Source organism: Arthrobacter sp. NamB2, from assembly GCF_005281365.1.
Taxonomy (GTDB): domain Bacteria; phylum Actinomycetota; class Actinomycetes; order Actinomycetales; family Micrococcaceae; genus Arthrobacter_D.
In genome coordinates this window covers 165376-190487 of sequence record NZ_SZWI01000005.1, presented here as the reverse complement: position 1 = coordinate 190487, position 25112 = coordinate 165376, and the positions used below count along the sequence as shown (strand labels likewise).

Genomic DNA, 25112 nt, shown 5'->3' with positions numbered 1-25112 from the left:
TTCGCCTCGCTCCGGAGACCACTACCGAGGACCGCGAATGCGCGGCGCCGATTGACTCCTGTTGTGCGTTGGGTACTTCTATGCTGTCAGGTCGTGCTGGTCATGCGTGTCGATCAGGCGGAGAGCTCTCCGCCTCACCCACCGTGCCGGACCCTGCCGGCGGCACGCTCCGGCGATCGGCCGGTTCGTACCTCTAGCAAGAAGGCGGCTCCCTCTCCCAGGGAGAGGATGCCGCCTTCCGATGCTACTTATCGACGCAGACCCAGGCGCTCGATGAGCGACCGGTAGCGCGTGATGTCGGTGTCCCGCAGGTAGTCCAGCAGGCGACGGCGGCGACCGACGAGAAGAAGCAGGCCACGACGCGTGTGGTGGTCGTGCTTGTGCATCTTCAGGTGCTCGGTCAGGTCGAGGATGCGGCGGGAAAGCATCGCGATCTGCACCTCGGGTGAACCGGTGTCACCTTCGGCGAGAGCGTATTCTTTGATGATTTTCTGCTTGATGGCGGCGTCAAGGGCCACGAGTAACTCCTAGAGTTGTACCGTGAACATGTGCTGAGCGTCGTTTGCACGACGACACAGAAAAATCCAGCCACCACGGACTGCAGCCGGATCTGATCCAAGTTTAGCGTCTGGGCTGTTGTTCTGTCGAAAGCAGGTCCCGCGCCCTATCGACGTCGCGTTCCATCTGGTGGATCAGTGCCTCCGGGCCGGTATAGGCCACCTGGCCCCGCAGGCGCTCGACGAATTCCACGACGACGGCCTGCCCGTAGAGGTCGAAGTCCTGGACCCGCTCCGGGGGCCGGTTGATGACGTGGGCCTCCACCTGCCGATCAACGCCCTCGAACGTCGGATTCGATCCGACGGAGATGGCGGCCGGCCACCTCGTTCCGGCCTCGTCGATCAGCCAGCCCGCGTAGATGCCGTCGGCGGGGATGAATCCCTGCGAGGAGGGAGCGAGGTTCGCGGTCGGATAGCCGAGTTCGCGCCCGCGCGCGGCGCCGTGCACCACCTCGCCCCGCATGCGGTGGTGTCGGCCGAGCACACGTGCGGCTGTTCCCACGTCGCCGGCCTCCAGAGCCTCCCGCACCCATGTCGACGAGCACCTACGATCGCCGTCCGCATCGGTGGCGTCCTTCGGGTAGCTTGCGCCGAAGTCATCGATCGCGATGACCTCGAAGCCGAGTTTGCGCCCGAGCCCGCGCATCGTCTCGAGGTCGCCGCTGTTGCCGCTACCGAACCGGACATCGTGCCCGATCACCACGGCTTTCGCCTTCAGTGCTTCGACGAACACCCGCTCGACGAATTCTTCCGGCGAGTTGGAGGCGAGGTCGAGGGTGTAGTGCATCATCAGGAGCGCGTCGATGCCGGTCTCGGCAAGGGTCTCCACGCGGTCGTCGAGACCCATGATCAGTTCCGGAGCGGACTCGGGCCGATGGACCTGTGCGGGGTGTGGATCGAACGATACGACGACGGCGGCGGCGGAGCGATCGCGCGCTGCCTCGACGACCTGCTGCAGGACGCGCTGGTGGCCTCGATGGACGCCGTCGAAGTTACCGAGGGTGAGGACGGAGGGCCCGAAATCCCTGGGCACACTGTCCACGTCTCTCCAGTAGAACACGCATCTCCTTCGCGATTCGGCCGATCCCCGCGGCCTCGGATGTGGCCCGGCGGACTGATCGCCGCTCCCATTATGGCCGAAAGCGCCACTGTCGCCGCCATCCGCACGCCCCCTGCCCGTACTTCCAAGGCCTCCACTGCCCCTGCACAACCAGGCGCCCGTCGCGATCGTACTCGGTTGTCCACATACGCCTCAGCGGCGATCGATTCTGACGCGCCTGCAACCAGCATCGGAGGAGCCCGATACCCATGACCCGAACGGTAGTAGCCCATGAGCACCCTGCAATCCGCCCAGCACGTTCCCGCGCACGAACCCTCCCACGAACCCCCGCACGAACCCTCGCACCTTGCCTCGCACTGCCCCCCGGAGCATGCATCTCACCACGGTGCGCGTCACTCCGGTCGTCGCGGGCAACACCGCGGACAGCATCCCTTCGGCGTCGGCCGGCGGATTCCACAGGCCGTTCGCTGGCGTCGGCGTGCGACGGTCGGCCATATGCTCGCGCTGCTTCTCGCCCTCCTGCTCGGCCTGGCTGGTGTGGCGCCGGCTGTGGCTGGGCCGGTCTCCGGCGGGTGGCACACCGGCGCAGGCGTGGCAGGGACAGGTTACTTCGTGGGGCAGCACCGGAACGCGGAAGGCCTGATCGCCTACTGCACCGACTTCGAACGGTTCTCTCCCGACCATGCATCGGGATACACCGACGGAAACGCCGGTCCGTTCGTCCGGAGTGACGGGACCACTCTCAGCGCTGAGGACAACTCGACGCTCGCCCTCGTGCTGGGACGCTGGGGCGCCACCGCGGACAACGGGGAGGCTGCCTCGGTCCAGCTCGCGGTCTGGTCCCTGACGGCCACCGGGATGGGGTGGGATACGCCGTCCATGGATCACTTCATCCGCGACCAGGAACTCGCGCCCGCTGTGGCAAGCCGTGCCCGGGCCATGGTCGAGCAAGCCCGGGCGGAGGCCGGCCCCTACAGCATCTCGGCGGCCTTCACTCCGGAGGGTGTCGGTGGACGGGTGAGTGCGACGATCCTCTCGGCCGACGGAACTTCCCGGCCTGGTCTGCGCCTGGAGGCTGTGGCATCCGGCGCCGGCTTCGTGGACGGCTCGACCACCTCGGCATGGACGAGCGGAGCCGATCCGCACGTCCTCGACGTTCGCCCCACAGGCTTCGGGCCCGCTCGCGTCACGATCACGGCCCCCTCCGTTCCTGCGACGAACGCGGCCTGGCTCGCACCGCGCGAACCCGACGTCCAGAGGCTCGTGGTCGCACCCGTGTCGGCTGACGCCACCACTTCCGTCGATCTTCCGTTCCAGCGCGCCTTCGCGCCCGAAGTCACGACGAGTACCTCCGTCGCGAGAACTTCTCCCGGCACCCCCGTCCACGACATGCTGGATGTGTCGGTAGCCTCCCCGGGTCAGTGGCTCATCGATCCTGCATCCGGAGAGGCTGTGGAACTCGACGTGGTCTCGACACTGTGGGGTCCTTTGCCCTCCGCGCCGGCCGAGGGTCCGACGGTCCCAGCCGGTACTCCCTCGATCGGGACCGTGACCACGAGAGTGTCGGGCGCGGGCAGCTATCAGACGCCCTCGGTCACCGTGCCGTCGGCTGGTTTCTACGTATGGACAGAGAGCATCGATCCGAGGAGCGCGCGACCCGCCCAGGCGGCGCCACTCATCCAGGCGTGGTCGGGTCCCTTCGGTCTGCCCCTCGAGACAACGCTGGTGCCGTGGCAACCGAGACTGACGACCACGCTCTCACAGTCATCGGCTCCTGTCGGATCGGTCGTGCACGACACCGTCGCCAGCGAGGGCTTCGATCCGGCTGACGACGGCGACCTCGTGCGGCTGACGATGTACGGTCCGCTCGCCGGTATGCCTGCGGAGTCACCGAGCGTCCCTGGCGATGCACCGGTTCACTCCCACACCGACGTCCCAGCGGCCAACGGCACTGTCACGTCCGGGAACTTCGTCCCTCTGGAAGCCCCTGGGTGCTACACCGTCGTCGCGTCGTTCAGCGGAAGCAGCACCGAGGAGCCCTTCGTCTCCGCCTTCGGCATCCCTGACGAGACGGTCTGTGTGGAGGAGCCACCTGCACCGGCCCCCGTGCCGGAGGGCAGACCACCCGCCGAACACGTCCCTGCTCCCGCACCGGCCCAGGCGGACGCGTCGCCCGGCCATGAGCAGCAGCTCGCCCGAACCGGCGTCAGTGCGGCGACGATGGCAGGGAGCGCCCTGATAGCACTCGGCCTCGGCGTGGGGCTGAGTATCGCCGCTCGCCGGCGCACAGTCCGCTAGCTGCGCTGCGCGAACTCCCTGCGTAGATCGCTCGTCTTGGCGATGTATTTGTGCCAGACGAGCAGAGCTGGAGGGAACGCGAGCTCGACAACCATCAGGATGATCAGAACGTAGTTGGGCGTACCCGAGAAAGCCCACGACAGGACCCGCCCGATACCGCCGACGAAGACCATGAGGCACACCAGCCAGAGCATGTTCGCCCACTGGAACTTGATCGCGATGGTGATGAAGGCAGCACCTACACCGATCATCATCGCGGAGAAGAACCGGAACTGGTTCTCCAAGGTCGGATTGACCGGAGTGGCTTCCGTATCCGGCAATCCAGCCGTACCCAGGATCAGGTAATAGGCGCCGAACCCGGCGATGACAAGGCCCACCAGGACGACGACGGTGCGAAAGACATTCCAGTCGCCACCGGAGATTGTGTTCTTGCCGGCCGTCTTGCCCTTGCCCTTGCCCTTCGTGGTGTCGGTCGGAGTGATTCCCGCGCCGGTTGCAGTGCCACCCGGGATGGCTCCCTCCGTCCGGGGCACCGTCGGCGCCTCGGACGGCGATGATGTCGGGCGCTCAGCCCCCGAGGGGTCCGAGTGGACCCGACCGAGGCCACCTGCCGCACCCGCGCGGTCGGGGCGGAGTCCGCCGGCCCCGGACTGCCTGTCGGGGCCCGTGGATGAGGGATTGTCGTGCTCGGGGCTGTTACTGGTCATGTCGCTCCTGGGGCAGGCTGGATCGGTGCTCTAGCGCCATACTCTCACGGAGCGTGTGGGCGGCGGGGGCCGAAATCGGGGGTGACTGTCACCGCGCGCCGAGGACCGGATTGGGCAGGAGCCACCCATCTACGGGGCGCGGGACCCGGCGCTTCAGTCCTGGGCACCCTCCGGCCTGTTCCTGCGCAGCCAGGCCAGGCCGAGGATCGGCAGGATGAGCGGGACGAATCCGTATCCCCGGCCGAAAGCGGACCAGACGGTCTCGCTGGGAAAGGCCTGCGCATCGAGGATGCTCAGCAGGCCCACGGTGATGACGCCCACGAGTTCTATGGTGACCGCTACGACGGACACGATGTATGCACGCGACCCCGCCCGGGCGAGGGAGACGGTCGCGACGATGTAGACCACGGCGGCTACCGCCGAGAGGAGATAGGCCAGGGGCGCCTCTTCGAACTTCGTAGCGATCTGGAAGCCGGCGCGCGCCGTCGCGGCCAGCGCGAAGACTCCGTAGACCGCGACCAGCAGACGCCCGGGACCCGTGGCTCGGCTCTGCTCGCTCGATCCGACAGCCGCGCTCGAGCTACCGCCACGCGCTCCCGGTTCAGGTAGGTCATCCCGTCGGTCCTTCACAGGCCGGCCACCCCATCCCAGATCTGCTCCATCCGGAAGAGCATGACGAACACGGTCAGCCCCGCGGCGGCGAGGACGAAATTGCTCCAGCGCGTCTTCTCGAGGATCGACCACCAGAAAGCGCCGACGGGTACCACCAGCGCGGTCAGGAGGTAGCCCCAGAACTCCCACGCTTCGCCCAGCACGGGCTCGCCCGTCACCTGGCGGATCAGCGCACCCACCGCGTACGCGATCAGGAAGAGTTCGACGGCGGCCGTGGAGAGGATGGTGATGTCGTTGGGCGGCTGGCGCAGGAGTGCCGCGCCGATGCAGAGGACGGCGGAAAGGGCGCACACCAGGGCCCCGACGAGGAAGAACGGATCCATGGGCTATTCCTTGCCTCCCGGAGCGAAGACCAACGATGTCCGCGCTGCTCCGCCCCGGTTCTCGAGCAGAGCCACCAGGGTTCCGTCCGGAGCGAATGCAGCGACGGGTACGTTCGGCTCGGGACTCGGTCCGATCTTCCTGCCATGGGAGACATCAGCCGCTTCGGCGTCCGAGAGCTCCCTGACCGGGAACAGCGCGCGCCCGGCCTCGTCGAGCGACAGTATGTCGAGGTTCTCCGCGAGCTCCTCCAGAGTCCGGGCGTGATCGATGGAGTACGGTCCCACCTGTGTCCGGCGCAAGGCTGTCAGATGGCCCCCGACGCCGAGAGCATTGCCGAGGTCGCGCGCGAGGGCTCGGATGTACGTGCCCGAACTGCACTCGACCGTGACGTCGATGTCCTGTAGCCGCCCGTTGCTGATCCGGCGTATCGCATGGACCGCGAATCGATGGATGGTGACGGGGCGCGCCGGCAGGTCCACCTCCTCCCCTGAGCGGACTCGGGCGTAGGACCGTTCGCCCTTGACCTTGATGGCGCTGACGCTGCTCGGGACCTGCTGGATCTCACCCGTCAACGCGCCTACTGCCGCGCGGATCTCCTGTTCGGTCACCGCAGCGGCGATGCTGCCGCCCGTGACCTCGCCCTCGGCATCGTCCGTCACGGTCGACTGCCCCAGACGGATGGTGGCCGTGTACGTCTTCGAGGTACCCACGATGAAGGTGAGCAGCCGCGTCGCTCGGTTGATGCCGACCACCAGGACCCCGGTTGCCATCGGGTCGAGGGTTCCCGCGTGACCGACCTTCCGGGTTCCAGCCAGTCGGCGCATACGCCCCACGACGTCATGACTGGTCCAGCCCTGAGGCTTGTCCACGATGATCAGCCCTGAGTGGACCTGCCCGGAATTCACGCCTCCCAGTATATGGGCCGCTGTGCGGCTTCCCTGCGACGGTCCGTCCGATGGGTGGAAGCGATTGGCGCTGCTATCACCGGGCGGCCGGTCCTGCTGATCAGGCACGCCCCGGCGGGTGCGCGATACGAGCAGTCGTGTCCGTTGCCCCGCGATACCATCCTGCGTATGCCCTCCACTCCGTCCCATGTGGTCAATGTCCCGGTCAACCAGATCCGTGAGATCACCCAAGCGGCCTGGGCTACTCCCGATGCCATCGTCCTGAGCATCGGCGAGCCGGCTTTCCCCGTTGCGCGGCATGTGCTGGAGGCGGCGATGGCCGCTCTGGACCGGGATGACACCAACTACACACCCAATGCCGGCATCGCTCCCGTCCGAGCCGCGTTCTCCGAGCGGTTCTCGCGCCGGTCGGGAGTCGACGACGACCCGTCGCGGGTCTTCGTCGTCGCCGGAGCGCAACAAGGCCTCCACTTGGCGCTCAGCACCCTCATCGGGGTCGGTGACGAGGTGCTGGTCCCCGATCCGGGATACCCCACCTTCACCATGACGGTCGGCCTGCTCGGCGGCGTGCCCGTCTCCTATCCCCTGGTCCCGCAGCACGGCTTCCAACCGCGGATCGAGGACCTGCGGAACCTCGTGACGGAGCGGACGAAGGTACTCATGCTCAACTCGCCGTCGAACCCCCTCGGCTCGGTGTTCGACCACGAGCTGACGCGCGAGCTCGTCCGGTTCGCGCACGAGCAGGATCTCTGGATCGTCTCCGACGAGTGCTACGAAGCCTTCACCTACGACGTGCCGCACGTGAGTCCCGCACGATTCGATGCCGGCGGTCCGGAGGCCGTTCCCCAGGCACGGGAAGCCCGCGTCATCACGTCACTCACGCTCTCCAAGACCTACGGACTCACAGGGCTCCGCATCGGCGCCCTCGTCACGCCGCCCGGGATGGAACCGCTCCTCAGCAACGTCATGGAAGCGACCGTGTCCTGCGTCTCCGCGCCGTCGCAGTACGCAGGCCTCGCGGCATTGACGGGCCCGCAGGACTACGTCTCCACGGCGCTCGAGCACTACCGCTCGAACCGGGATGCGGCCACGTCCGTCCTGGACTCACTGGGCATCGATTATCTGGACGCCTCTGGTGCGTTCTACCTGTGGGCCGACCTCTCATTCGCGACGGGTGGCGACGTCCGCACCTGGACGAGGACGTTCCTCTCGGAGCGGGGAGTCGCCCTCGCACCGGGCACCGCTTTCGGATCCATGGGCGAGGGCTGGGTCCGGATAGCGCTCTGCGGTCGGACGGACGAGCTCGTCGAGGGGCTCTCCCGACTTCCCGCGCCACCCCGCTCCTGACACCGCCGAAGGGGACGCAAAAGGCAGCCGACCGGGAGGCCGACTGCCTTTCGCCGAGTACCTGTGGGAGGACTACCGCTCTGCGTCGTCGTCGTCGGACGTGCGGTACGGGTCCGCATCGCCGGCGAAGTCTGCGCCCTGCGCGATCGCTGCCACTTCGGCGTCGCGCTCGCGCGCCTTCTGCAGCAACTCCTCGAGGTGGCTGGCGTTGACCGGCACCTCGTCAGGAACGAACTCGAGGGTGGGCGTCAGCCGGGCCGTGATGTTCTTGCCGACCTCGGAACGCAGCACACCGCGTGCGGACTCGAGCGCCATCCGCGTTGCCTGCTGCTCCTCGGGATCGCCCAGCACCGTGTAGTACAGCGTTGCGTGCTGCAGGTCGTTGGTGACGCGGGCATCGGTGATGGTGACGGCTTCCAGCCGGGGGTCCTTCACGCGACGCCGAAGCGCCTCGGCGACGATGACTTTGATGCGCTGCGCGAGCCGCGCGGCGCGGGCCGGATCTGCCATTGCTGATACTCCTACTGAAGCGGGGTGTGGTGGAGGAACTCGTCGCGGGGTTCCGGGTTTGCGACAGGCACGGGCGCCCCGGAGAACCAGGGCGCCCGTGCCGACCTACATGCTAGACGCGGGGCTTCTCCCGCATCTCGAAGGTCTCGATGGTGTCGCCTTCCTTGACGTCGTTGAAGGAGCCAAGACCGATACCACACTCGAAGTCGGTACGGACCTCGGTGGCGTCGTCCTTGAAGCGCTTGAGCGAGTCCACGGAGAGGTTGTCCCCGATGACCTTGCCGTCGCGCAGGACGCGCGCCCTCGAATTGCGTCGGATGACTCCCGAACGGACGATCGAACCGGCGATGTTGCCGAACTTCGAGGAACGGAACACCTCGCGGACCTCTGCGGTACCGAGCTGCACCTCCTCGTACTCCGGCTTGAGCATGCCCTTGAGGGCGAGCTCGATATCGTCGATCGCGGCGTAGATGACCGAGTAGAAGCGCATATCCACGCCCTCACGCTCGGCAAGGTCCGCGACGCGCTCCGCCGGCTTGACGTTGAAGCCGATGATGATCGCGTTGTCGACGGTCGCCAGGTTGACGTCGTTCTGGGTGATCGCGCCGACGCCACGGTGGATGACGCGCAGCTGCACGCCCTCGCCGACGTCGATCTTGAGGAGCGAGTCCTCCAGGGCCTCGACGGCACCCGACACGTCACCCTTGAGGATGAGGTTGAGGGTGTCGACCTTGCCCTCTGCGACAGCCTGATCGAAGTCCTCGAGGCTGATCCGCTTGCGGCGCTTCGCGAGGGCTGCGTTGCGGTCGGCTGCTTCACGCTTCTCGGCGATCTGGCGAGCGGTGCGCTCGTCGTCCGTGACGAAGAACGTATCACCGGCACGAGGCACGTTGGACAGACCAAGAACCTGCACGGGACGCGACGGCTCGGCCTTCGTGACGACGTCGCCGTTCTCGTCGAACATGGCACGCACACGACCGTGTGCGGTACCGGCGACGATGGTGTCACCGACATGCAGCGTTCCGGACTGCACGAGCACCGTCGCGACGGCGCCGCGTCCGCGGTCGAGGTTGGCCTCGATCGCGATGCCGCGGGCGTCCTTGTTCGGGTTGGCCCGCATGTCCAGTGCCGCGTCCGCCGTGAGGAGGACGGCCTCGAGGAGCTCGTCGATGCCGACGCCCTGGAGCGCGGAGACGTGCACGAACATCGTGTCGCCGCCGTACTCCTCGGGCACCAGGCCGTATTCGGTGAGCTGGCCCTTGACCTTGTCCGGGTTCGCGCCTTCCTTGTCCATCTTGTTGACGGCCACGACGATCGGCACGTTGGCCGCCTGTGCGTGGTTCAGTGCCTCGACGGTCTGGGGCATGACGCCGTCGTCGGCCGCGACGACGAGCACGGCGATGTCGGTGACCTTCGCGCCTCGGGCACGCATGGCGGTGAACGCCTCGTGGCCCGGGGTGTCGATGAAGGTGATGGCCCGCGTGCTGTCCTCGTGGACGTGCTGGATCTGGTAGGCACCGATGTGCTGGGTGATGCCACCGTGCTCGCCCTCGACGACCTTGGTGTTACGGATCGCATCGAGCAGTCGGGTCTTACCGTGGTCGACGTGTCCCATGACCGTGACGACCGGCGGACGCACCTCGAGCTCCTCGTCGCCCTCGGCTGCCAGTTCGGCGTCGAAGTCGATGTCGAAGCTGCTGAGGAGCTCGCGCTCCTCGTCCTCGGGCGAGACGACCTGGATCTTGTAACCGAGTTCCGTGCCGAGCACCTCGAAGGTGTCCTCGTCGAGGGACTGGGTCGCCGTGGCCATCTCACCGAGGTGGAACAGCACGGTGACGAGTGCGGCGGGGTTCGCCTCGATCTTGTCGGCGAAGTCCGTGATGGAGGAACCACGGCGCAGGCGCACGATGGTGTTGCCGTCACCACGGGGTACGTTCACGCCACCCAGCGAAGGAGCCGACATCTGCTCCAGTTCCTGCCGCTTCGCGCGCTTCGACTTGCGCTGCTTGCCGCGGCCGGCTCCACCCTTTCCGAACGCGCCGGCAGTGCCGCCGCGTCCGCGGGTGCCCTTACCGAAGCCGCCGCCTGCGGGTGCTCCGCTGGGGCTGTTCGGCGCACCGCCGGGTCCGCGGCGCGGACCGGCACCAGCACCGGCACCGGGCGCTCCGCGGCCGGGGGCAGCAGGGCGTTCGGTGCGGTTGGGCATCATGCCCGGTGTCGGGCGCGAGCCGGGAGCACCACCGGGACGGGGAGCGCCGGGACGCGGCGCGCCGGGGCGGGGTCCACCTGCGCCAGCGGCCGGACGGGGTCCACCTGCACCAGCAGCCGGACGGGGACCACCGGGTCCTGCGGCGGGACGCTGCTGGGCATCGTCACGACGACCGGGCCGGGGCATGCCCTGCGAGGGTGCGAACGGGTTGTTGCCCGGACGCGGCGGACGGTCCGACGCGCGGTCGGCTCCGCGATCGGTGTCCCCGCGGCGCGAACCCATACCCTGCGAGGGTGCGAACGGGTTGTTGCCCGGACGAGGCGCTCCACCCGGGCGGGCACCCGAGGGACGCGTGGTGCCTGCCGACGGTGCGGCGGGCGGGGTGGCGGGACGCGGGGCCGGACGTGAACCGGGCGTCGCGCCGTCGTTCTGGGTGCCCTGCTCGGGCGGGGTGACCTGTGCTGCGGCGGCCGGCTTCTCGGCTGGAGCGGCACCGTTCGAGAACGGGGATGCCTGGGGGGCTGCCGGAGCGGGCGGAGCCGCCGGAGTCGCGGGTGCTGCAGCAGCAGCGGGAGCTGCGGGTGCAGGTGCGGCGGGTGCAGGTGCGGCCGGGGCGGGAGCCTCAGGAGCAGCCTGGGCAGCACCCGGCTTCGGGCCCGACGGCGCGGGAGCCGCGGGGCGTGAGGGTGCCGCAACGCTCTTGGCACCGGCGGCATCGGGGAACGCGCCGCGAAGTTTCTTCACGACGGGTGCCTCGATGGTGGATGAGGCTGAACGGACGAATTCGCCCAGTTCCTGCAGTTTTGCGACTGCGTCTTTCGAGGTTATACCGAGCTCTTTGGCGAGCTCGTGTACGCGGACCTTGGCCACATTTCTCCTGTCTCGGTCCGCACCGAGTCAGGCACGAACCGTCTATTTCCTACTGCTGATCCCAGTCGCTAGGGCGTCTGGTAGATCGAATGCAGAGCGCAACGGATTGGTCATCGTTGCGCACTCATCGCTGGGTTCTCATCGGGTTTCCATGAGGGTTCTGACCCGCTTTCCGGGAGGACGGTGGTGAGTCGGAGCGTCCATCTCGACGCTCCAGGTGTGCCTGGAAGTCCGCTGCGAACTGCGCAGTATCCACCGGCTTGCGGAAGGCCCTGTTAAAGGCTTTCCGCTTGACGGCCGTTTCCATGCATGCCGGGTCGGGATGCAGCCAAGCACCCCGTCCGGATAGCCGGCGCCGCTCATCGATGACGGCGACATCCTGCCCGTCGATCGGTCGTGCAACAACCCGCATCACGTGTGACTGGCGGTCCCGCCGGCGGCATCCTACGCAGGTGCGTATCGGATGAGTGTCCTCCGGACGGTGCCCGGACTCTTCTCGGTGAGCAGTATTCTCTCGGTGAGCAGTATTCACTCGATGAGCAGAGTCTTCTCGATGAGCAGAGTCTTCCGGGCGCGACTCGACAGCAGTCCCTTCCATTCTACCCCTTCCGGTTCCGCTGGCCGACCGGCGCTAGGGCTTCGGCGCCTGGGCCGCCTGCGCGGCGTCCGAGACGATGTCGATCCGCCAGCCGGTGAGCTTCGCAGCGAGGCGGGCGTTCTGGCCCTCCTTGCCGATGGCGAGGGACAGCTGGTAGTCCGGCACGACCACGCGGGCCGAGCGCGTGGCCTCGTCCGTGATCGTCACCGAGGTGACGCGCGACGGTGACAGCGAGCTCGCGATGAACGCAGCCGGGTCGTCGTTGTAGTCGACGATGTCGATCTTCTCGTCGTTCAGCTCGCTCATGACGGCGCGGACACGAGTGCCCATCTCGCCGATGCAGGCACCCTTCGCGTTGACGCCCGGCACATTCGCCTTCACGGCGATCTTGGTGCGGTGCCCGGCCTCCCTCGCGAGGGCGACGATCTCTACCGTCTTGTCCGCGACCTCGGGGACCTCCAGTTCGAAGAGCTTCCGCACGAGACCAGGGTGGGACCGGGACAGCGTGATCGACGGCCCCTTCATGCCACGGTGGACATCGACGACGAACGCGCGCAGTCGCGTGCCGTGCAGGTACTTCTCCCCTGGCACCTGCTCGGGCGGCGGGAGGACGGCCTCGACGGATCCCAGGTTCACCTGCACCATGTGCGGATTGTTGCCCTGCTGGATCATGCCTGCGACGAGTTCGCCCTCCTTGCCGCGGAACTCCCCGAGGATGTTGTCGTCCTCCGCGTCCCGCAGGCGCTGCAGGATGATCTGCCGCGCGGTACTCGCGGCGATGCGGCCGAAGCCCGTCGGGGTGTCGTCGAACTCGCCCATGGGCGCGCCGTCGTCGTCCTTCTCCGTTGCCCAGATGGTGACGTGTCCGTTGCGGCGGTCGAGCTCGGCGCGTGCCGTCTCGTGGGCGCCGGGTGAGCGGTGGTATGCGATGAGCAATGCCTGCTCGATGGTGGGAATCAGCTTGTCGAGCGGAATCTCCCGTTCGCGCTCGAGGAGCCTCAGCGCGCTCATATCAATGTCCATGTGGGTTCTCCTTAGGCGTGGTGCACGGCGCCGGAGATGTCCGGATCGGCCCCATCGCTGTCATCGTGGTGTTCATCCTCAAGATGCGCGAATTCGACCTGGACGGTCCCCTTGCGGATCCTGGAAAACTCGAGGGCGAGCGGATCGCCCTGTTTCGGCTTCATGCCCTTCTTGACCGGCAGCTGGGGGATCAGCCGGATGCCCGTGGCGGTGACCTCCTGCAGGCGCCCGACGACGACGTCGCCGCTGACGGGCTTCACCTCGACCATGCGTCCGACGCTGCGGCGCCAGTGCCGCGGCTCGGTCAGGGGGCGGGAGACTCCGGGCGAGGAGATCTCGAGGTTGTAGGGGCGGTCGTCGTCCTCGGGATCGCTGTCCATCGCCGCGGAGAGGTCCGTCGAGATGGCAGAAATCACATCGAGTCCGACGCTTCCCGAGGCGTCCTCGGGCAGGTCGACGACGACATGAACCGTGCGGTGGGATCCGGCGACCTTGATGTCGACATCCTCGAGGTAGAGGTTGTGCTGCTCGACCACGGGCTGCAGCCTGGTCCGCAGGCGCTGCGCCTCAGCCTGCAACTCGGCCTCGACGGCCGATTTGCGGCTCGAGGCATGATTTTCGTTCCCGGACCGGACCGCCATGGCTGCCTCCCACTCGATGATGTTGTCCTTCAAGAGTACCGACTTTCCGTGGCGCCCGGTGTATGGCCCGGTGAAACGCGGGCTGCCGTGGCATCATCGGAAACTGTGATGAACCGGGGTCAGGAGAGCAGGCAGCAGGCAAGCGGAGGGCGTGTCGCCTCCGCTGCCGGGCGTGCCGTGCGCTGGTCCGGACGGCTCATCGGTCTTGTCATCGCGGTCCTTCTCGTCGTGGGCATCGGAGTGGGCGTCCGCTCGCCGGAACCTCAGGGACGCGTCTACTCGGCATCGGAACAGGCACAGCTCGACGCCGAGGACCGCTTCCGCGCACTGGCCGAGGACGCGCGTGCCGCGGCGGCCGTCCAGCCTGCCCTCGCGGACCGACTGACCGCAGCGGCCTCGGACCTCGACGTCCAGGCGGACGCCGTCGCGCTGCCCCGCTCCCCCACCCCGGCGCCGACAGCGCCCTCGGTCGAGTCGGACGAAACCACGGCGAACGGTGGCACGGCAACCGGGCGGACGCCGAGCCCGTCAGGGGATTCGCCGGGTCCCGGCTCCACTCCCGCCACCCCGCCCGTCGACGGGATGCTGGTGCTGGCGATGCTGCGCGAGAGTGCCCTCGAAAGCCTCGGCGACGCCGTGTCGGCCGAGCCCGGGGCGGCCAGGGTGCTGGCCTCGGCCGGAGCGAATCAGTGGTGGCACGCCTCAGCGCTCGGTCAGGTGCTCGGCGTGTCCCCGGATCTCCCGCCGCTCGGAGAGTCTGTGGGTACTGCTGCCGAGGACCAGCCCGGTGCGTCGACGCCGGCTCGGGCAGAGGACGGAACGATTGCCGGGGAGTGCGCCGGGACCCCGCTCGGGCCGGACGCCGACCGCCAGGCGTTGCTCGCGGCGAAGAACGCCGAGGACCAGGCCCGCTACGGCTACGAGGTCGCCGCGGCGCTGCTCGAGGACAGGGCCGGAGCGCTCGCGCGATCGGCGGAGCATGACGCAGCAGCGGATGCCGCTGCTGATCGCCTCGCAGCGCTGTGCGTCCCTGCCGCTCCGGCTCCTGCCGGCTTCACGATCAGTGCGGCGTTCCGGGCTGATCCCTCCCGTGCCCTGCGCGACCTCGAGCAGGACCACGTCGCGCTGTATGCCGGCCTCGTGTCCGCCGTCAGTCCCGCTGTACGTCCCTGGGCCGTCACCTCGCTCAACGCCGCCGTCCAGCGCAGCATCGGGGCAGGCGCGGCACTTGAGCCGCTGCCCGGGCTCGACGACGGGCCGGAAGGCACGGCTGGCGCAGCCCCGACGAGCGCGAGCGTGGTACCGACGCCGCAGGGCCCTCCTGCGCCGGTGGAAGCGGCCGATGACCAGGGATGAGGATCAGGGCGCGGAGAGCTCTTCGCACATCACGGACAACTCCCGGCCCGAACTCCCCGACCTGCCGCCGCGCCTCCTGCACAGCGCCCGGACCATCGACGGCGGGATGCAGTGGACACGGCAGTGGCGCAGGCTGCTCCTGGACCGGCTCGACGCCTGGGACCTGCAACTCGACCTTCCGCCGGGACGGAGTGCCTGGGCCGGCCAGTGCGCCGTCGTCGTGCCGGTCCTGCGTCGCGGCACGGGGGGCATGGAGAGAGCGGTGCTCAAACTCTCGATCCCGCATGACGAGGCGCTGCCCGAACCCGACGCGCTGGAACTGTGGAACGGCGCGGGCGCGGTTCGCCTGCTGGCGGCGTCTCGTCCCGACTATGCGATGCTGCTCGACCGACTCGATGGGGACCATTCCCTTAAGCACCTCCCGATCGACGAGACCCCTGCCCCCTGGGGCGAGGTTCTGCGGTTGCTGTCGCTGCCGCCGGGAGACAGCGCCCTCTGGGCCGCCTTCCCGCACCTCGCATCGGAAGCGGAGCAGTGGACCGATACCCTCCCCGCCCGCTGGGCCGAGCTCGGGGAGCCTTTTCCGCGCTGGCTCATGGAGGCTGCCCTCGAGGTGTGCCAGTCGAGGGGCGTCGTCGGCCGGCGTTCGGAGCGCGACGTCCTCGTGCACTCCGACCTCCACTACGAGAACCTCCTGCCCTCCGCGCAGGGTCAGCTGCGGCAGTTCACGGCGATCGACCCGAAGCCCGTCCTCGGCGACGCGGAATACGCGGTCGCTCCGATGCTGTGGAACCGGCTCTCCGAGCTGGACCAGGGTGACCCGGCCGGGCACCTGCGTGCCCACTGCGCCGCTCTGTCGGCTGCCGCAGGACTCGACGGCGAACTGTCCCGCGGCTGGACCGTGGTCCGCGAGGTCCGCAACGCGCTGTCCTACCTCCACCACCGCCGCACGGGTGATGCGCAGCGCTCGCTGTGGGTGGCGAGCTCGGTGGCGGGACGCACGCTGGATGGGCTGCCAGCGGTCAGCGAACTCCCTGCCCTGTAGCCGGACCGGCAGCGGGAGCCACGAGAGCTCCTAGTCACGGAGGAACGGCCGGACGTTCTCCATCCACACGTCGGCGCCCAGTTTCAGGATCAGGGCGCCGACCACGGCAAGGAACACGATCCGGATGAACCTGCTGCCCTGGCTGATCGCCATGCGGGACCCCGTGTAGCCACCGGCCATGTTCGCGACGCCCAGCAGGAGCCCGAGTCCCCAGAGGATGGAACCGTTCGGCAGGAAGAACATCAGCGCACCGAAGTTGGTGGCCATGTTCACGATCTTCGCCTTGGCGCTGGCACCGAGGAAGTTGTAGCCGAGCAGCGTGACCATCGCGATGATGAGGAAGGATCCGGTGCCGGGTCCGATCAGGCCGTCGTAGAAACCGATGACGAGGCCGATGCCCCCGGCCGTTCCGTAGTGTCGTGCGCCCTGGTGCCGCAGCTTCGTCAGCGTCCCGACGGAGGGCTTCAGCGCGGTGAACACCGCCACGGCGACGAGCGCCACGACGATGATCGGCTTGAAGACCGACGACGGCAGGGAGGCGGCCAGGATCGCCCCGCCGAAACTCCCGACGAGGGCGATGCCCGCCATCGGAAGCGCCGTCCGCAGATCCGGGTGCGCCCGGCGGTAGTAGGTGATCGCGCTCGTCGTCGTGCCGAAGATCGATCCCAGTTTGTTGGTCGCCAGGGCCTCCACCGGCGCGATGCCGGGCACGAGCAGCAACGCCGGCAGCTGGAGGAGACCGCCTCCGCCGACGACGGCGTCGACCCATCCCGCGGCGAAGCCCGCGACGAGCACCAGCAGGATCGTCGCGAGGTGCAGTTCCTCCAGTCCCGAGCCCACGGCGGGTTAGTGCGCGGTGAGCTCGCGCAGGAGCGCGGCCGCCTCGTCGACGGGCACGTTCTGCGCCTCACCCGTCCGGCGGTCCTTCACCTCGAGCACGCCGTCCGCCAGTCCGCGCCCGACGACGACGATGGTGGGCACGCCGATGAGTTCCGCGTCGCCGAACTTCACGCCGGGAGAGACCTTCGGGCGGTCGTCGTACAGCACGGTGAGTCCAGCTGCCTCGAGGTCACCGGCGAGTCTCTCCGCGGCCTCGAACACCTCGGCGCCCTTGCCGGTAGCAACGATGTGCACGTCGGCGGGTGCGACGTTGCGGGGCCAGATGATGCCGCGGTCGTCGTGGTTGGACTCCGCGAGTGCTGCGAGGGCACGCGTCACGCCGATACCGTACGAGCCCATGGTCACGGTGGCGAGCTTGCCGTTCTGGTCCAGGACCTTGAGCCCGAGCGCTTCGGCGTACTTGCGGCCGAGCTGGAAGATGTGACCCATCTCGATGCCACGAGCGGCGACGAGCGGCCCCGAACCGTCGGGAGCCTCGTCGCCCTCACGCACCTCGACGGCCTCGATGACGCCGTCCCAGCCGAAGTCCCGACCGGCGACCAGGCCGAAGACGTGCTTGCCCTGATCGTTGGCGCCGGTGATCCAGGTGGTCCCACTGACCACGCGGGGATCGACGAGGTACCGGAGGCCGGTCGCGGCTTCGATGCCGAGGACTGCGGACCCGATCGTGAGGCCGGGGCCGATGTAGCCCTTGACGAGGCCCGGGTGCTTCTTGAGGTCCTCCTCGTTCGCGGCTTCGACCGCCACCTCCCCGCCCGTCTCGAGGTGCCCCGCGATGTTCGCCTCGATCCGCTTGAGGTCCACCGTGCGGTCGCCGGGCACGCCGACGACGACGATCTCGCGCTCACCCGTGGGCAGCACCGCGGCGAGGACGACGTTCTTCAGGGTGTCCGCCGCTGTCCAGGGCCGGTCCTCCCGCGGAGCTGCAGAGTTGGCATGCTCCACCAGCGTGCCGATGGTCGGCGTGTCCGGCGTGTCCCGAACCTCTGCCGCTGGCGCGTCCGTGAAGTCGATGGCGTCCGGGACGACGGTCGTGACGGCCTCGACGTTCGCCGTGTAGCCTCCGGCCGAGCGGACGAAGGTGTCCTCGCCGATGGGGGTCGGGTGAAGGAACTCCTCGCTCTTGGAACCGCCCATCGCACCTGCGGTGGCCGTCACGGGGACCACCTCGAGGCCGAGCCGTTCGAAGATGCGCAGGTAGGCGCTGCGGTGGAGCTGATAGCTCGCCTCCAGCCCCTCGTCGTCGACGTCGAACGAGTAGGAGTCCTTCATGATGAACTCGCGGCCGCGGAGCAGCCCGGCGCGTGGGCGGGCCTCGTCGCGGTACTTGGTCTGGATCTGGAACAGGCTCACGGGCAGGTCCTTGTACGAGGTGTACAGGTCCTTGACGAGGAGGGTGAACATCTCCTCGTGCGTCGGCGCCAGCAGGTAGTCCGCGCCCTTGCGGTCCTTCAGCCGGAAGATGCCGTCGCCATACTCCGTCCAGCGGTTGGTCGCCTCGTAGGGCTCCTTGGGCAGCAGGGCGGGGAAGTGCACCTCCTGTGCACCCATCGCCTCCATCTCCTCGCGCACGATCGCCTCGACCCGGGCGAGGACCTTCAGTCCCAGCGGCAACCAGCTGTAGATGCCCGGGGCTGCACGCCGGATGTAGCCGGCACGCACCAGGAGGCGGTGACTGGCCACCTCTGCATCGGCTGGGTCTTCACGCAGGGTGCGCAGGAAAAGGGTCGAGAGTCGTAAGACCACGCGGTGTCCGTTCGTATCGGTACTGCCATTCATCTCCCCGCCGTCCGGCGGGAAACAACAGGTACCAATCTAGCCGGTCCGTCCACCGCCGACCCGTCACGCAGCCGCCTGCGGTGCCTCCGCGTTCAGAAGAGGATGGTGGCGAAGGTGTCGACCTGCGCGAAGCCGACGCGCTTGTACGCGGCGATCGCCCGGGCGTTGTAGGAGTTCACGTAGAGGCTCACGGTGGGAGCCAAAGAGCGCGCCGCGACGACGACGGCGGCCATGTAGGCAGCGCTGAGGCCCTCGCCGCGGCGGTCCGGGTGCATCCAGACCCCCTGGACCTGGACGGCCTCGGACGACACCGTGCCCAGTTCGGCCTTGAAGACCACGTTGCCGGCGTCGTCGAAGGCCGCGAGCGAGTGTTTCCTGCTGATGAGGGATGCCACCCGGCGACGGTAGTGCTCGGACCCGCCGATGAACGGCGAGTAGCCGACCTCCTCCTCGAACATGGCCGCGCAGGCCGGGAGCACGCGGTCGAGTTCGTCCGGATGCGTGAAGCGCAGGTCCGCGGCAGGCTCGATCAGGGGATCGGTGTCGATGGTCATGAGCGGCTGGGTCGGACGGACGTCGAAAGGCTCCCCGCTGTAGTCCTCGAGCGTCGACCAGATGTCCATGACACCTTCGGACAGCCCGAAGATCGACGAGAACGTCCGCCCCGACCGCCCGAGGTGATCGCCGAAGATGGCGCCTGTCTCATCGGTCACACCGATCGGTACGAGGTTCACCCCGGCCCAGCAGGCCGCGCGCAACTCGTCGTGCCGGAACATCCCGATGATCTCGCCACCCGACACCGACGGCGCCGCACTGCCGACCGACTCGAGATGGGAGGCCACGAAGACATTCGCGACCGGGTCCTCGTTCACGATGGTCCAGAGGTCCCTCGTATCAGCCTCACCGAGCACGCGGAAGGACCAGGGGCCCTCCGGATCAGGCTGGGGTCTAGCTAACGGTAACCATGGGGCCACCCTGGCCAGCAGTTTCGCCATCAGCCTCACCCATTTCCTCTGCTAGCCGCATCGCTTCCTCGATGAGTGTCTCAACGATCTGGTCCTCCGGGACAGTCTTGATGACCTGCCCGCGAACGAAGATCTGCCCCTTGCCGTTGCCGGAGGCTACGCCGAGATCGGCTTCGCGGGCTTCGCCGGGTCCGTTGACGACACAGCCCATGACGGCGACGCGCAGGGGCACCTCCATGCCCTCCAGGCCCGCCGTGACCTCTTCGGCGAGGGTGTAGACATCCACCTGCGCCCTTCCGCAGGACGGGCAGGACACGATCTCCAGCTTCCGCGGCCGCAGGTTGAGCGACTGCAGGATCTGGTTGCCGACCTTGACCTCCTCGACCGGCGGAGCGGAGAGGGAGACGCGGATGGTGTCGCCGATACCCTTCGACAGCAGCGCTCCGAAAGCTGTGGCGGATTTGATGGTGCCCTGGAAAGCGGGGCCGGCCTCGGTGACACCGAGGTGCAGGGGCCAGTCGCCTCGTTCGGCCAGGAGCTCGTAGGCCCGAACCATGATGACGGGGTCGTTGTGCTTCACCGAGATCTTGAAGTCGTGGAAGTCGTGCTCCTCGAAGAGGGACGCCTCCCAGACCGCGGATTCGACGAGCGCCTCGGGCGTGGCCTTCCCGTACTTCTCCATGAGCCGAGGATCGAGTGAACCGGCGTTGACACCGATCCGGATCGAGGTGCCCGCGGCCTTCGCGGCCTCGGCGATCTGCTTGACCTGATCGTCGAACTTCCGGATGTTGCCGGGATTCACGCGGACAGCGGCACACCCCGCGTCGATCGCCGCGAAGACGTACTTCGGCTGGAAGTGGATGTCGGCGATCACCGGGATCTGGGACTTCTTCGCGATGATCGGCAGCGCCGCGGCGTCATCGGCGGACGGGCAGGCGACGCGCACGATGTCGCAACCCGTCGCCGTCAGCTCGGCGATCTGCTGCAGCGTCGCGTTGATGTCCGTGGTCGGCGTGGTGGTCATCGACTGGATGCTGATCGGCGAATCGGATCCGACTCCCACCGACCCGACCTTGATCTGGCGGGTCTTGCGCCGGGGGGCGAGGACGGGCGGGGGTGCTGCTGGCATTCCTAGGCTGACCGAGGTCAAAACTTCCTCCATGCTGGCGGTCATGACCGCACGTCTTTGGGATTCCTGATTTCATTATCCACCCGGTCAGACGCTTGAGGGGTCCCGGGGGATACAGGTCACACGTGGTGGCGGAAGGCCCCGATGACGGGGTTCCATCCCGTCGTCTTGACGGCGGAGATGGCACCCACCCGGGCAAAGGGGTCCTCGCTCACGAGCTGGTTGAGGTCCGCCTCCGAATCGGCGACGAACACCAGCAGCGCGCCCGTCCCGTCCGTGAACGGTCCGGAGGCCAGGACGGCGCCCTGGTCCACGAGCCCCTCGAGCCACGCCCGGTGTGCCGGGCGGTGCTCCGCCCGGAGGTCGTCGTGGTCGGGGTTGTATACGTACTCGACGGCGAAGATACTCATGATTCTCACCCTACGTGACGTGTAGCAGGTACACCTTGATGATGGTCGCCACGCCGGCTGCCCAGAGCATCGAGGCGAGCGTGCCGATGATGAAACGCTCCGACGCCGCGGGCGTCTCCTTGAGTTCGGCATACCTTCCGAGCGCCTTGACCGCGACCACGTAGGCGATGGCGACCGGCTGGCCGCCGAGAATGGCGACGGTCACCGCCAGGCGCTCGAGCACGCCGATGACGAGCCCGCCGCGAAGGACCCCGGGCGGTAGTGCATCGACCGGTGCCCTGGGCGGCTCCGCGGGAGGGTCCGGCATGTCGAGCTGGGGCTGGTCCGCGGGCTCCGGCAATTCCTCCCGACGCCGTTCGGCGGTGTCCACCGAACGCGCGAGGCGCAGCACGAGCATGGTCACCGGAGAACCGACGCCACCCGCGACGACCAGGGCTACCACTATCCAGAGCGCGTCCACGCAACCTCCTCCGTCTCCGATCGGCGGCGCCGATCCTGCTCCATGTTCACAGCACCGCGCCCCCATCGGGCGGCGGAGGGAGGGCTCCGTCCACCCAGGCCAGCAGGCGCGCGGCCGCGGGACGGACGGCCTGTTCCTCGTGCCAGGCGGCGCGGGCCGCGGCCTTGCTCACGGCCTGCGGGCTGATGCCGAGGACGCGCGCCACGGCCGTCTGAGTCCCCCGCACCCCGGGCTGCAGCAGATCGAGGATGCGCCACTCCGCCTCCGAGCGGTCCATGACATGTCGACCGAGCAACGCCAGGACCCCTTCCGCCTCTGCGGCCCCGCGCTCGCCGTCGGGTCCTTCGACGGCGAGCGGGGCCCGGTCCCCCGTCTTCTTCGCGCGGTCGACGGCCTTCCGCGCGGCGACGAAGGCGGAACCTCGCCCTTCGCGCGGTGACGCGGGCAGCGGTCGCTCGACCTCACCGATGCCGACTCCGACGTACCAGTCACCATCGCGCAGGCAGAGGAGCACGGCGTCCACGACGTCGGCGGCAGCCGCCACGACTCCCTGCGCCTCGTCCCCCACCGAGCGCTCCCACGGGAGCACTGCGCTGATGGGCTGCAGGAGGTCGAGCAGGTCGGGGACGCGGTCACGGGTCGAGCGGCTCCCGGCCTGGTCGATCGTGAGGACGAACATTCTTCAACCGTATGGGGTTGAATTTGGATTTACAACCACCTAGCCGAAGAGATCGACCGGCTTCACGATGTCGGCGTAGATCAGCAGGACACCCATCCCCATGAGCAGGATCGCGACGGCATAGGTCAACGGCAGCAACCGGGCCATGTCGAACGGTCCCGGATCCGGCCGTCCGAACACCCGGGCGACGCCGCGGCGTAATCCTTCCCAGAGCGCACCCGCCACGTGCCCTCCGTCGAGCGGCAGCAAGGGGATCAGGTTGAAGACGAACAGCGCGAGGTTGACGCCCGCGACAAGCCCGATGAGTGTCGCGGCCCGTGACGCCACCGGTATCTCTTCCATCGCGGAGATCTCCCCCGCGATCCTTCCGACGCCCACGACGCTGATCGGCCCCTCAGGGTCACGCGGAGCATCCGAGAAGGCCGCCTGCCCCACCTCGACCACGCGCTGCGGAAGGTTCAGCACCACTCCGGCCACCCGGGCCAGCGAATCGCCGACCGCCGGCAGCACCTCGCTCGCGGGTTGCGGGACGAGCTCCTGCGTGGAGCCGACACCGATGAACCCGACCTCCTGCGTGACGGCGTCGCCGTCGTCGTCGACTTCGGCCGTACCGTCCGCGGTGGCCACGGGCCGCTCCGTCAGCAGCGGCGTGATCCTGGAGTCGATGGTCTCGCCGTCGCGCACCACGGTGATGCCGACCTCGCGGCCGGCCGCATCCCTGATCCAGCCCGACAGTTCGTTCCAGTCGGTCACCTGCCGACCGTCGAAGGCGATGACGCGATCCCCTGGCAGCAGGCCTGCCTCGTAGGCAGGTGCGGCGGGATCATCGGGCGTGCACTCGGTCTGGCCGGTCGCGGCCTGCTGGCTCGCCGGGACGACGCACTCGGACACGGACGCGATCGTGGTGGTGGCCTGCGCGGTGCCGAATCCCATGATCAGCACCGCGAACAGCACCGTACCGATCAGGAGGTTCATCAGCGGTCCGCCCAGCATGATGATGATCCGCTTCCAAACGGGCAGCTTATAGAAGACGCGGTCCTCGTCCCCCGGCTGCAGCTGCTCCGCCGCCGCCTGACGCGCGTCCGTGACCAATTGCTGGAAGACGCCGGTGCTGGACTGCCGTACGGTACCGGTCTCCGTGGTGGCGGGCGGGAACATGCCCACCATGGAGACGTACCCGCCGGCCGGGATCGCCTTGAGTCCGTACTCGGTCTCGCCGCGCCGCCTGGACCAGAGGGTGGGACCGAACCCGACCATGTACTGCGTCACGCGGACACGGAAGAGCTTCGCGGGCACCAGGTGTCCCACCTCGTGCAGCGCGATCGACGCGCCGATCCCGACGACGACGAAGAGCACTCCGGCGATGAACAAGAGAACAGTCACAGCTTTTCCTTCTGGCCTTCCGAACCGGCTACCGCAGCGGGTAGCGGCGACTCCACGAGGCCACAACGGACCCGGGCGCTCCTGCGTGCCCAGCGCTCCGCCTCGAGGACGGCGTCGAGGCCGAGCTTCCTGCCCGCGTCGCTCGCGGCCTCGCTCGCACGCTGCTCGTCGACGACGGCGGACACCGTGTCCACGATGTCATTGAAACCTATGGCTCCCCTGTGGAAGGCGTCGACGGCCTCCTCGTTCGCAGCGTTGTACACGGCCATGCGCGTACCGCCCTCGGCGGCGGCCCGCTTCGCCAGAGCGATCGCGGGAAATGCCTGCTCGTCCAGAGGCTCGAAGGTCCATTCGGCAGGCTGCGTCCAGTCGCAGGCGCGCGCTGAGCCCGGAACGCGGAACGGCCAACCGATGCCCAGGGCGATAGGGAGGCGCATGTCCGGCGGCGAGGCCTGGGCCAGCGTGGAGCCGTCGATGAACTGGACCATGGAATGGATCACGGACTGCGGATGCACGACGACGTCGATGCGGTCCAGGGGGATGTCGAAGAGGAGGTGCGCCTCGATCACCTCGAGCGCCTTGTTGACCATCGACGCCGAGTTGGTACTGATGACGCGCCCCATGTCCCAGGTGGGGTGCGCGAGTGCCTGGGCCGGGGTGACGCGCTGCAGCTGCGAGCGTGTCATGCCACGGAACGGGCCGCCGGAGGCCGTCAGGACGAGCCGGTCCACCTCGTCCGAGGTTCCGCCGCGAAGAGCCTGCGCGATCGCGGAGTGCTCGGAGTCGACCGGGACGAGCTGTCCGGGGGCCGCCGCCGCGCGCACGAGCGCTCCCCCGGCGATGAGCGATTCCTTGTTGGCGAGTGCGAGCAGGTGACCGGCCGCGAGCGCGGCGAGGGTCGGTTCCAGGCCGATCGATCCGGTGATGCCGTTGAGCACGACGTCGGCGTCGGGCCAGGCCGCCACCCTCGCTGCGGCGCCGTCGCCCGCGAACAGGTCCGGGGTGTACCCCGACACACCGGCGTCGTCCGCGGCGTGTCCGACCGCGCGCTCGAGCTCGTCCTCCGACGCGGAGGCCACACCGACGGCGGGAGCCCGGACGGCGACGGCCTGCCGCGCGAGGAGTTCCAGGTTCCGCCCGCCGGCGCTGAGCCCGGCAACACTGAAGCGGTCCGGGGCAGCGGCGATCACGTCGAGCGCCTGGGTACCGATGGAGCCCGTGGAACCGAGGATGGAGACGCGCCGGTGCTGCCGGGAGGGGTTGCTGAAATCCATGGCCCCAGTAT

Annotated in this window: 24 protein-coding genes; 4 read left to right on the top strand and 20 right to left on the bottom strand. The window is 68.4% G+C overall.

Annotated elements, in window-relative coordinates; translation table 11 throughout:
* Positions 1–248: 248 nt before the first annotated feature.
* Together rpsO and FDK12_RS10765 are read right to left on the bottom strand one after the other, a co-directional pair.
* Positions 249–518 (bottom strand): 30S ribosomal protein S15, encoded by a 270-nt coding sequence (rpsO, locus tag FDK12_RS10770; RefSeq protein ID WP_137369566.1) that lies wholly within the window; start codon positions 516–518, stop codon positions 249–251.
* Positions 519–621: 103 nt separating this feature from the next.
* Positions 622–1617, bottom strand: coding sequence for a bifunctional riboflavin kinase/FAD synthetase (locus FDK12_RS10765; protein WP_137369565.1), 996 nt, complete (start codon positions 1615–1617; stop codon positions 622–624).
* 495 nt (positions 1618–2112) lie between these two features.
* Between FDK12_RS10765 and FDK12_RS10760 the strand changes: the two genes are divergently transcribed.
* On the top strand, positions 2113–3915 hold the full coding sequence (locus tag FDK12_RS10760; RefSeq protein ID WP_137369564.1) for a hypothetical protein: 1803 nt from the start codon (positions 2113–2115) through the stop codon (positions 3913–3915).
* On the opposite strand, the gene FDK12_RS10755 is transcribed toward FDK12_RS10760, so the two are convergent.
* From FDK12_RS10755 to truB, 4 genes are all read right to left on the bottom strand, one after another.
* Positions 3912–4622 (bottom strand): DUF4345 domain-containing protein, encoded by a 711-nt coding sequence (locus FDK12_RS10755; RefSeq protein ID WP_137369563.1) that lies wholly within the window; start codon positions 4620–4622, stop codon positions 3912–3914. The genes FDK12_RS10760 and FDK12_RS10755 overlap by 4 nt on opposite strands.
* Before the next feature lie 153 nt (positions 4623–4775).
* Positions 4776–5252 carry a hypothetical protein gene (locus FDK12_RS10750; protein ID WP_137369562.1) on the bottom strand — a complete coding sequence of 159 codons (477 nt, stop codon included), beginning with the start codon at positions 5250–5252 and terminating at the stop codon, positions 4776–4778.
* Positions 5249–5617: a hypothetical protein gene (locus FDK12_RS10745; protein WP_137369561.1), complete on the bottom strand. Its 369-nt coding sequence runs from the start codon at positions 5615–5617 to the stop codon at positions 5249–5251. The genes FDK12_RS10750 and FDK12_RS10745 overlap by 4 nt, the downstream gene beginning before the upstream one ends.
* A gap of 3 nt (positions 5618–5620) precedes the next feature.
* Complete coding sequence (gene truB / locus FDK12_RS10740) at positions 5621–6523, bottom strand: tRNA pseudouridine(55) synthase TruB (protein WP_223263230.1); 903 nt, start codon at positions 6521–6523, stop codon at positions 5621–5623.
* A gap of 168 nt (positions 6524–6691) precedes the next feature.
* On the opposite strand from truB, the gene FDK12_RS10735 reads away from it, so the two are divergent.
* Positions 6692–7870, top strand: coding sequence for a pyridoxal phosphate-dependent aminotransferase (locus FDK12_RS10735; protein ID WP_137369559.1), 1179 nt, complete (start codon positions 6692–6694; stop codon positions 7868–7870).
* Between the two features lie 72 nt (positions 7871–7942).
* Here FDK12_RS10735 and rbfA read toward each other — a convergent pair whose 3' ends face one another.
* From rbfA to rimP, 5 genes are all read right to left on the bottom strand, one after another.
* Entirely contained in the window at positions 7943–8380 is a 438-nt protein-coding gene (gene rbfA / locus FDK12_RS10730; protein ID WP_104118205.1) for a 30S ribosome-binding factor RbfA, read from the bottom strand.
* Between the two features lie 112 nt (positions 8381–8492).
* On the bottom strand, positions 8493–11459 hold the full coding sequence (gene infB, locus FDK12_RS10725) for a translation initiation factor IF-2 (RefSeq protein WP_137369558.1): 2967 nt from the start codon (positions 11457–11459) through the stop codon (positions 8493–8495).
* A 124-nt stretch (positions 11460–11583) separates the two neighbouring features.
* Entirely contained in the window at positions 11584–11871 is a 288-nt protein-coding gene (locus FDK12_RS15470; protein WP_411266165.1) for a YlxR family protein, read from the bottom strand.
* Between the two features lie 219 nt (positions 11872–12090).
* Positions 12091–13080 carry a transcription termination factor NusA gene (gene nusA / locus FDK12_RS10715; RefSeq protein WP_137369556.1) on the bottom strand — a complete coding sequence of 330 codons (990 nt, stop codon included), beginning with the start codon at positions 13078–13080 and terminating at the stop codon, positions 12091–12093.
* An 11-nt stretch (positions 13081–13091) separates the two neighbouring features.
* Positions 13092–13754, bottom strand: coding sequence for a ribosome maturation factor RimP (gene rimP, locus FDK12_RS10710; protein ID WP_223263229.1), 663 nt, complete (start codon positions 13752–13754; stop codon positions 13092–13094).
* A gap of 75 nt (positions 13755–13829) precedes the next feature.
* On the opposite strand from rimP, the gene FDK12_RS10705 reads away from it, so the two are divergent.
* Both FDK12_RS10705 and FDK12_RS10700 read left to right on the top strand, forming a co-directional pair.
* Positions 13830–15077, top strand: coding sequence for a DUF4439 domain-containing protein (locus FDK12_RS10705; RefSeq protein ID WP_189636330.1), 1248 nt, complete (start codon positions 13830–13832; stop codon positions 15075–15077).
* Positions 15064–16122, top strand: a complete 1059-nt coding sequence (locus FDK12_RS10700; RefSeq protein ID WP_137369553.1) for an aminoglycoside phosphotransferase family protein — start codon at positions 15064–15066, stop codon at positions 16120–16122. The genes FDK12_RS10705 and FDK12_RS10700 overlap by 14 nt, the downstream gene beginning before the upstream one ends.
* A gap of 30 nt (positions 16123–16152) precedes the next feature.
* Here the strand turns inward: FDK12_RS10700 and FDK12_RS10695 are convergent, their stop codons facing one another.
* The 9 genes from FDK12_RS10695 to dxr all read right to left on the bottom strand — a co-directional run bounded on the left by FDK12_RS10695 (position 16153) and on the right by dxr (position 25101).
* Positions 16153–16962: a sulfite exporter TauE/SafE family protein gene (locus tag FDK12_RS10695; protein ID WP_104118199.1), complete on the bottom strand. Its 810-nt coding sequence runs from the start codon at positions 16960–16962 to the stop codon at positions 16153–16155.
* Positions 16963–16968: 6 nt separating this feature from the next.
* Entirely contained in the window at positions 16969–18768 is a 1800-nt protein-coding gene (locus FDK12_RS10690) for a proline--tRNA ligase (protein ID WP_137369552.1), read from the bottom strand.
* Positions 18769–18893: 125 nt separating this feature from the next.
* Complete coding sequence (locus tag FDK12_RS10685; RefSeq protein WP_223263228.1) at positions 18894–19712, bottom strand: GNAT family N-acetyltransferase; 819 nt, start codon at positions 19710–19712, stop codon at positions 18894–18896.
* A 37-nt stretch (positions 19713–19749) separates the two neighbouring features.
* Positions 19750–20916, bottom strand: coding sequence for a flavodoxin-dependent (E)-4-hydroxy-3-methylbut-2-enyl-diphosphate synthase (gene ispG / locus FDK12_RS10680; protein WP_104118272.1), 1167 nt, complete (start codon positions 20914–20916; stop codon positions 19750–19752).
* Positions 20917–21014: 98 nt separating this feature from the next.
* On the bottom strand, positions 21015–21305 hold the full coding sequence (locus FDK12_RS10675; RefSeq protein WP_104118197.1) for a YciI family protein: 291 nt from the start codon (positions 21303–21305) through the stop codon (positions 21015–21017).
* 10 nt (positions 21306–21315) lie between these two features.
* Positions 21316–21765 carry a hypothetical protein gene (locus FDK12_RS10670; protein WP_137369550.1) on the bottom strand — a complete coding sequence of 150 codons (450 nt, stop codon included), beginning with the start codon at positions 21763–21765 and terminating at the stop codon, positions 21316–21318.
* Between the two features lie 46 nt (positions 21766–21811).
* A complete protein-coding gene (locus FDK12_RS10665) occupies positions 21812–22444 on the bottom strand; it encodes a MarR family transcriptional regulator (protein ID WP_137369549.1) in 633 nt (210 codons plus the stop codon).
* Between the two features lie 39 nt (positions 22445–22483).
* Positions 22484–23827 (bottom strand): M50 family metallopeptidase, encoded by a 1344-nt coding sequence (locus tag FDK12_RS10660; RefSeq protein ID WP_137369548.1) that lies wholly within the window; start codon positions 23825–23827, stop codon positions 22484–22486.
* On the bottom strand, positions 23824–25101 hold the full coding sequence (gene dxr, locus FDK12_RS10655) for a 1-deoxy-D-xylulose-5-phosphate reductoisomerase (protein WP_137369547.1): 1278 nt from the start codon (positions 25099–25101) through the stop codon (positions 23824–23826). The genes FDK12_RS10660 and dxr overlap by 4 nt, the downstream gene beginning before the upstream one ends.
* Between the last annotated feature and the right edge of the window lie 11 nt (positions 25102–25112).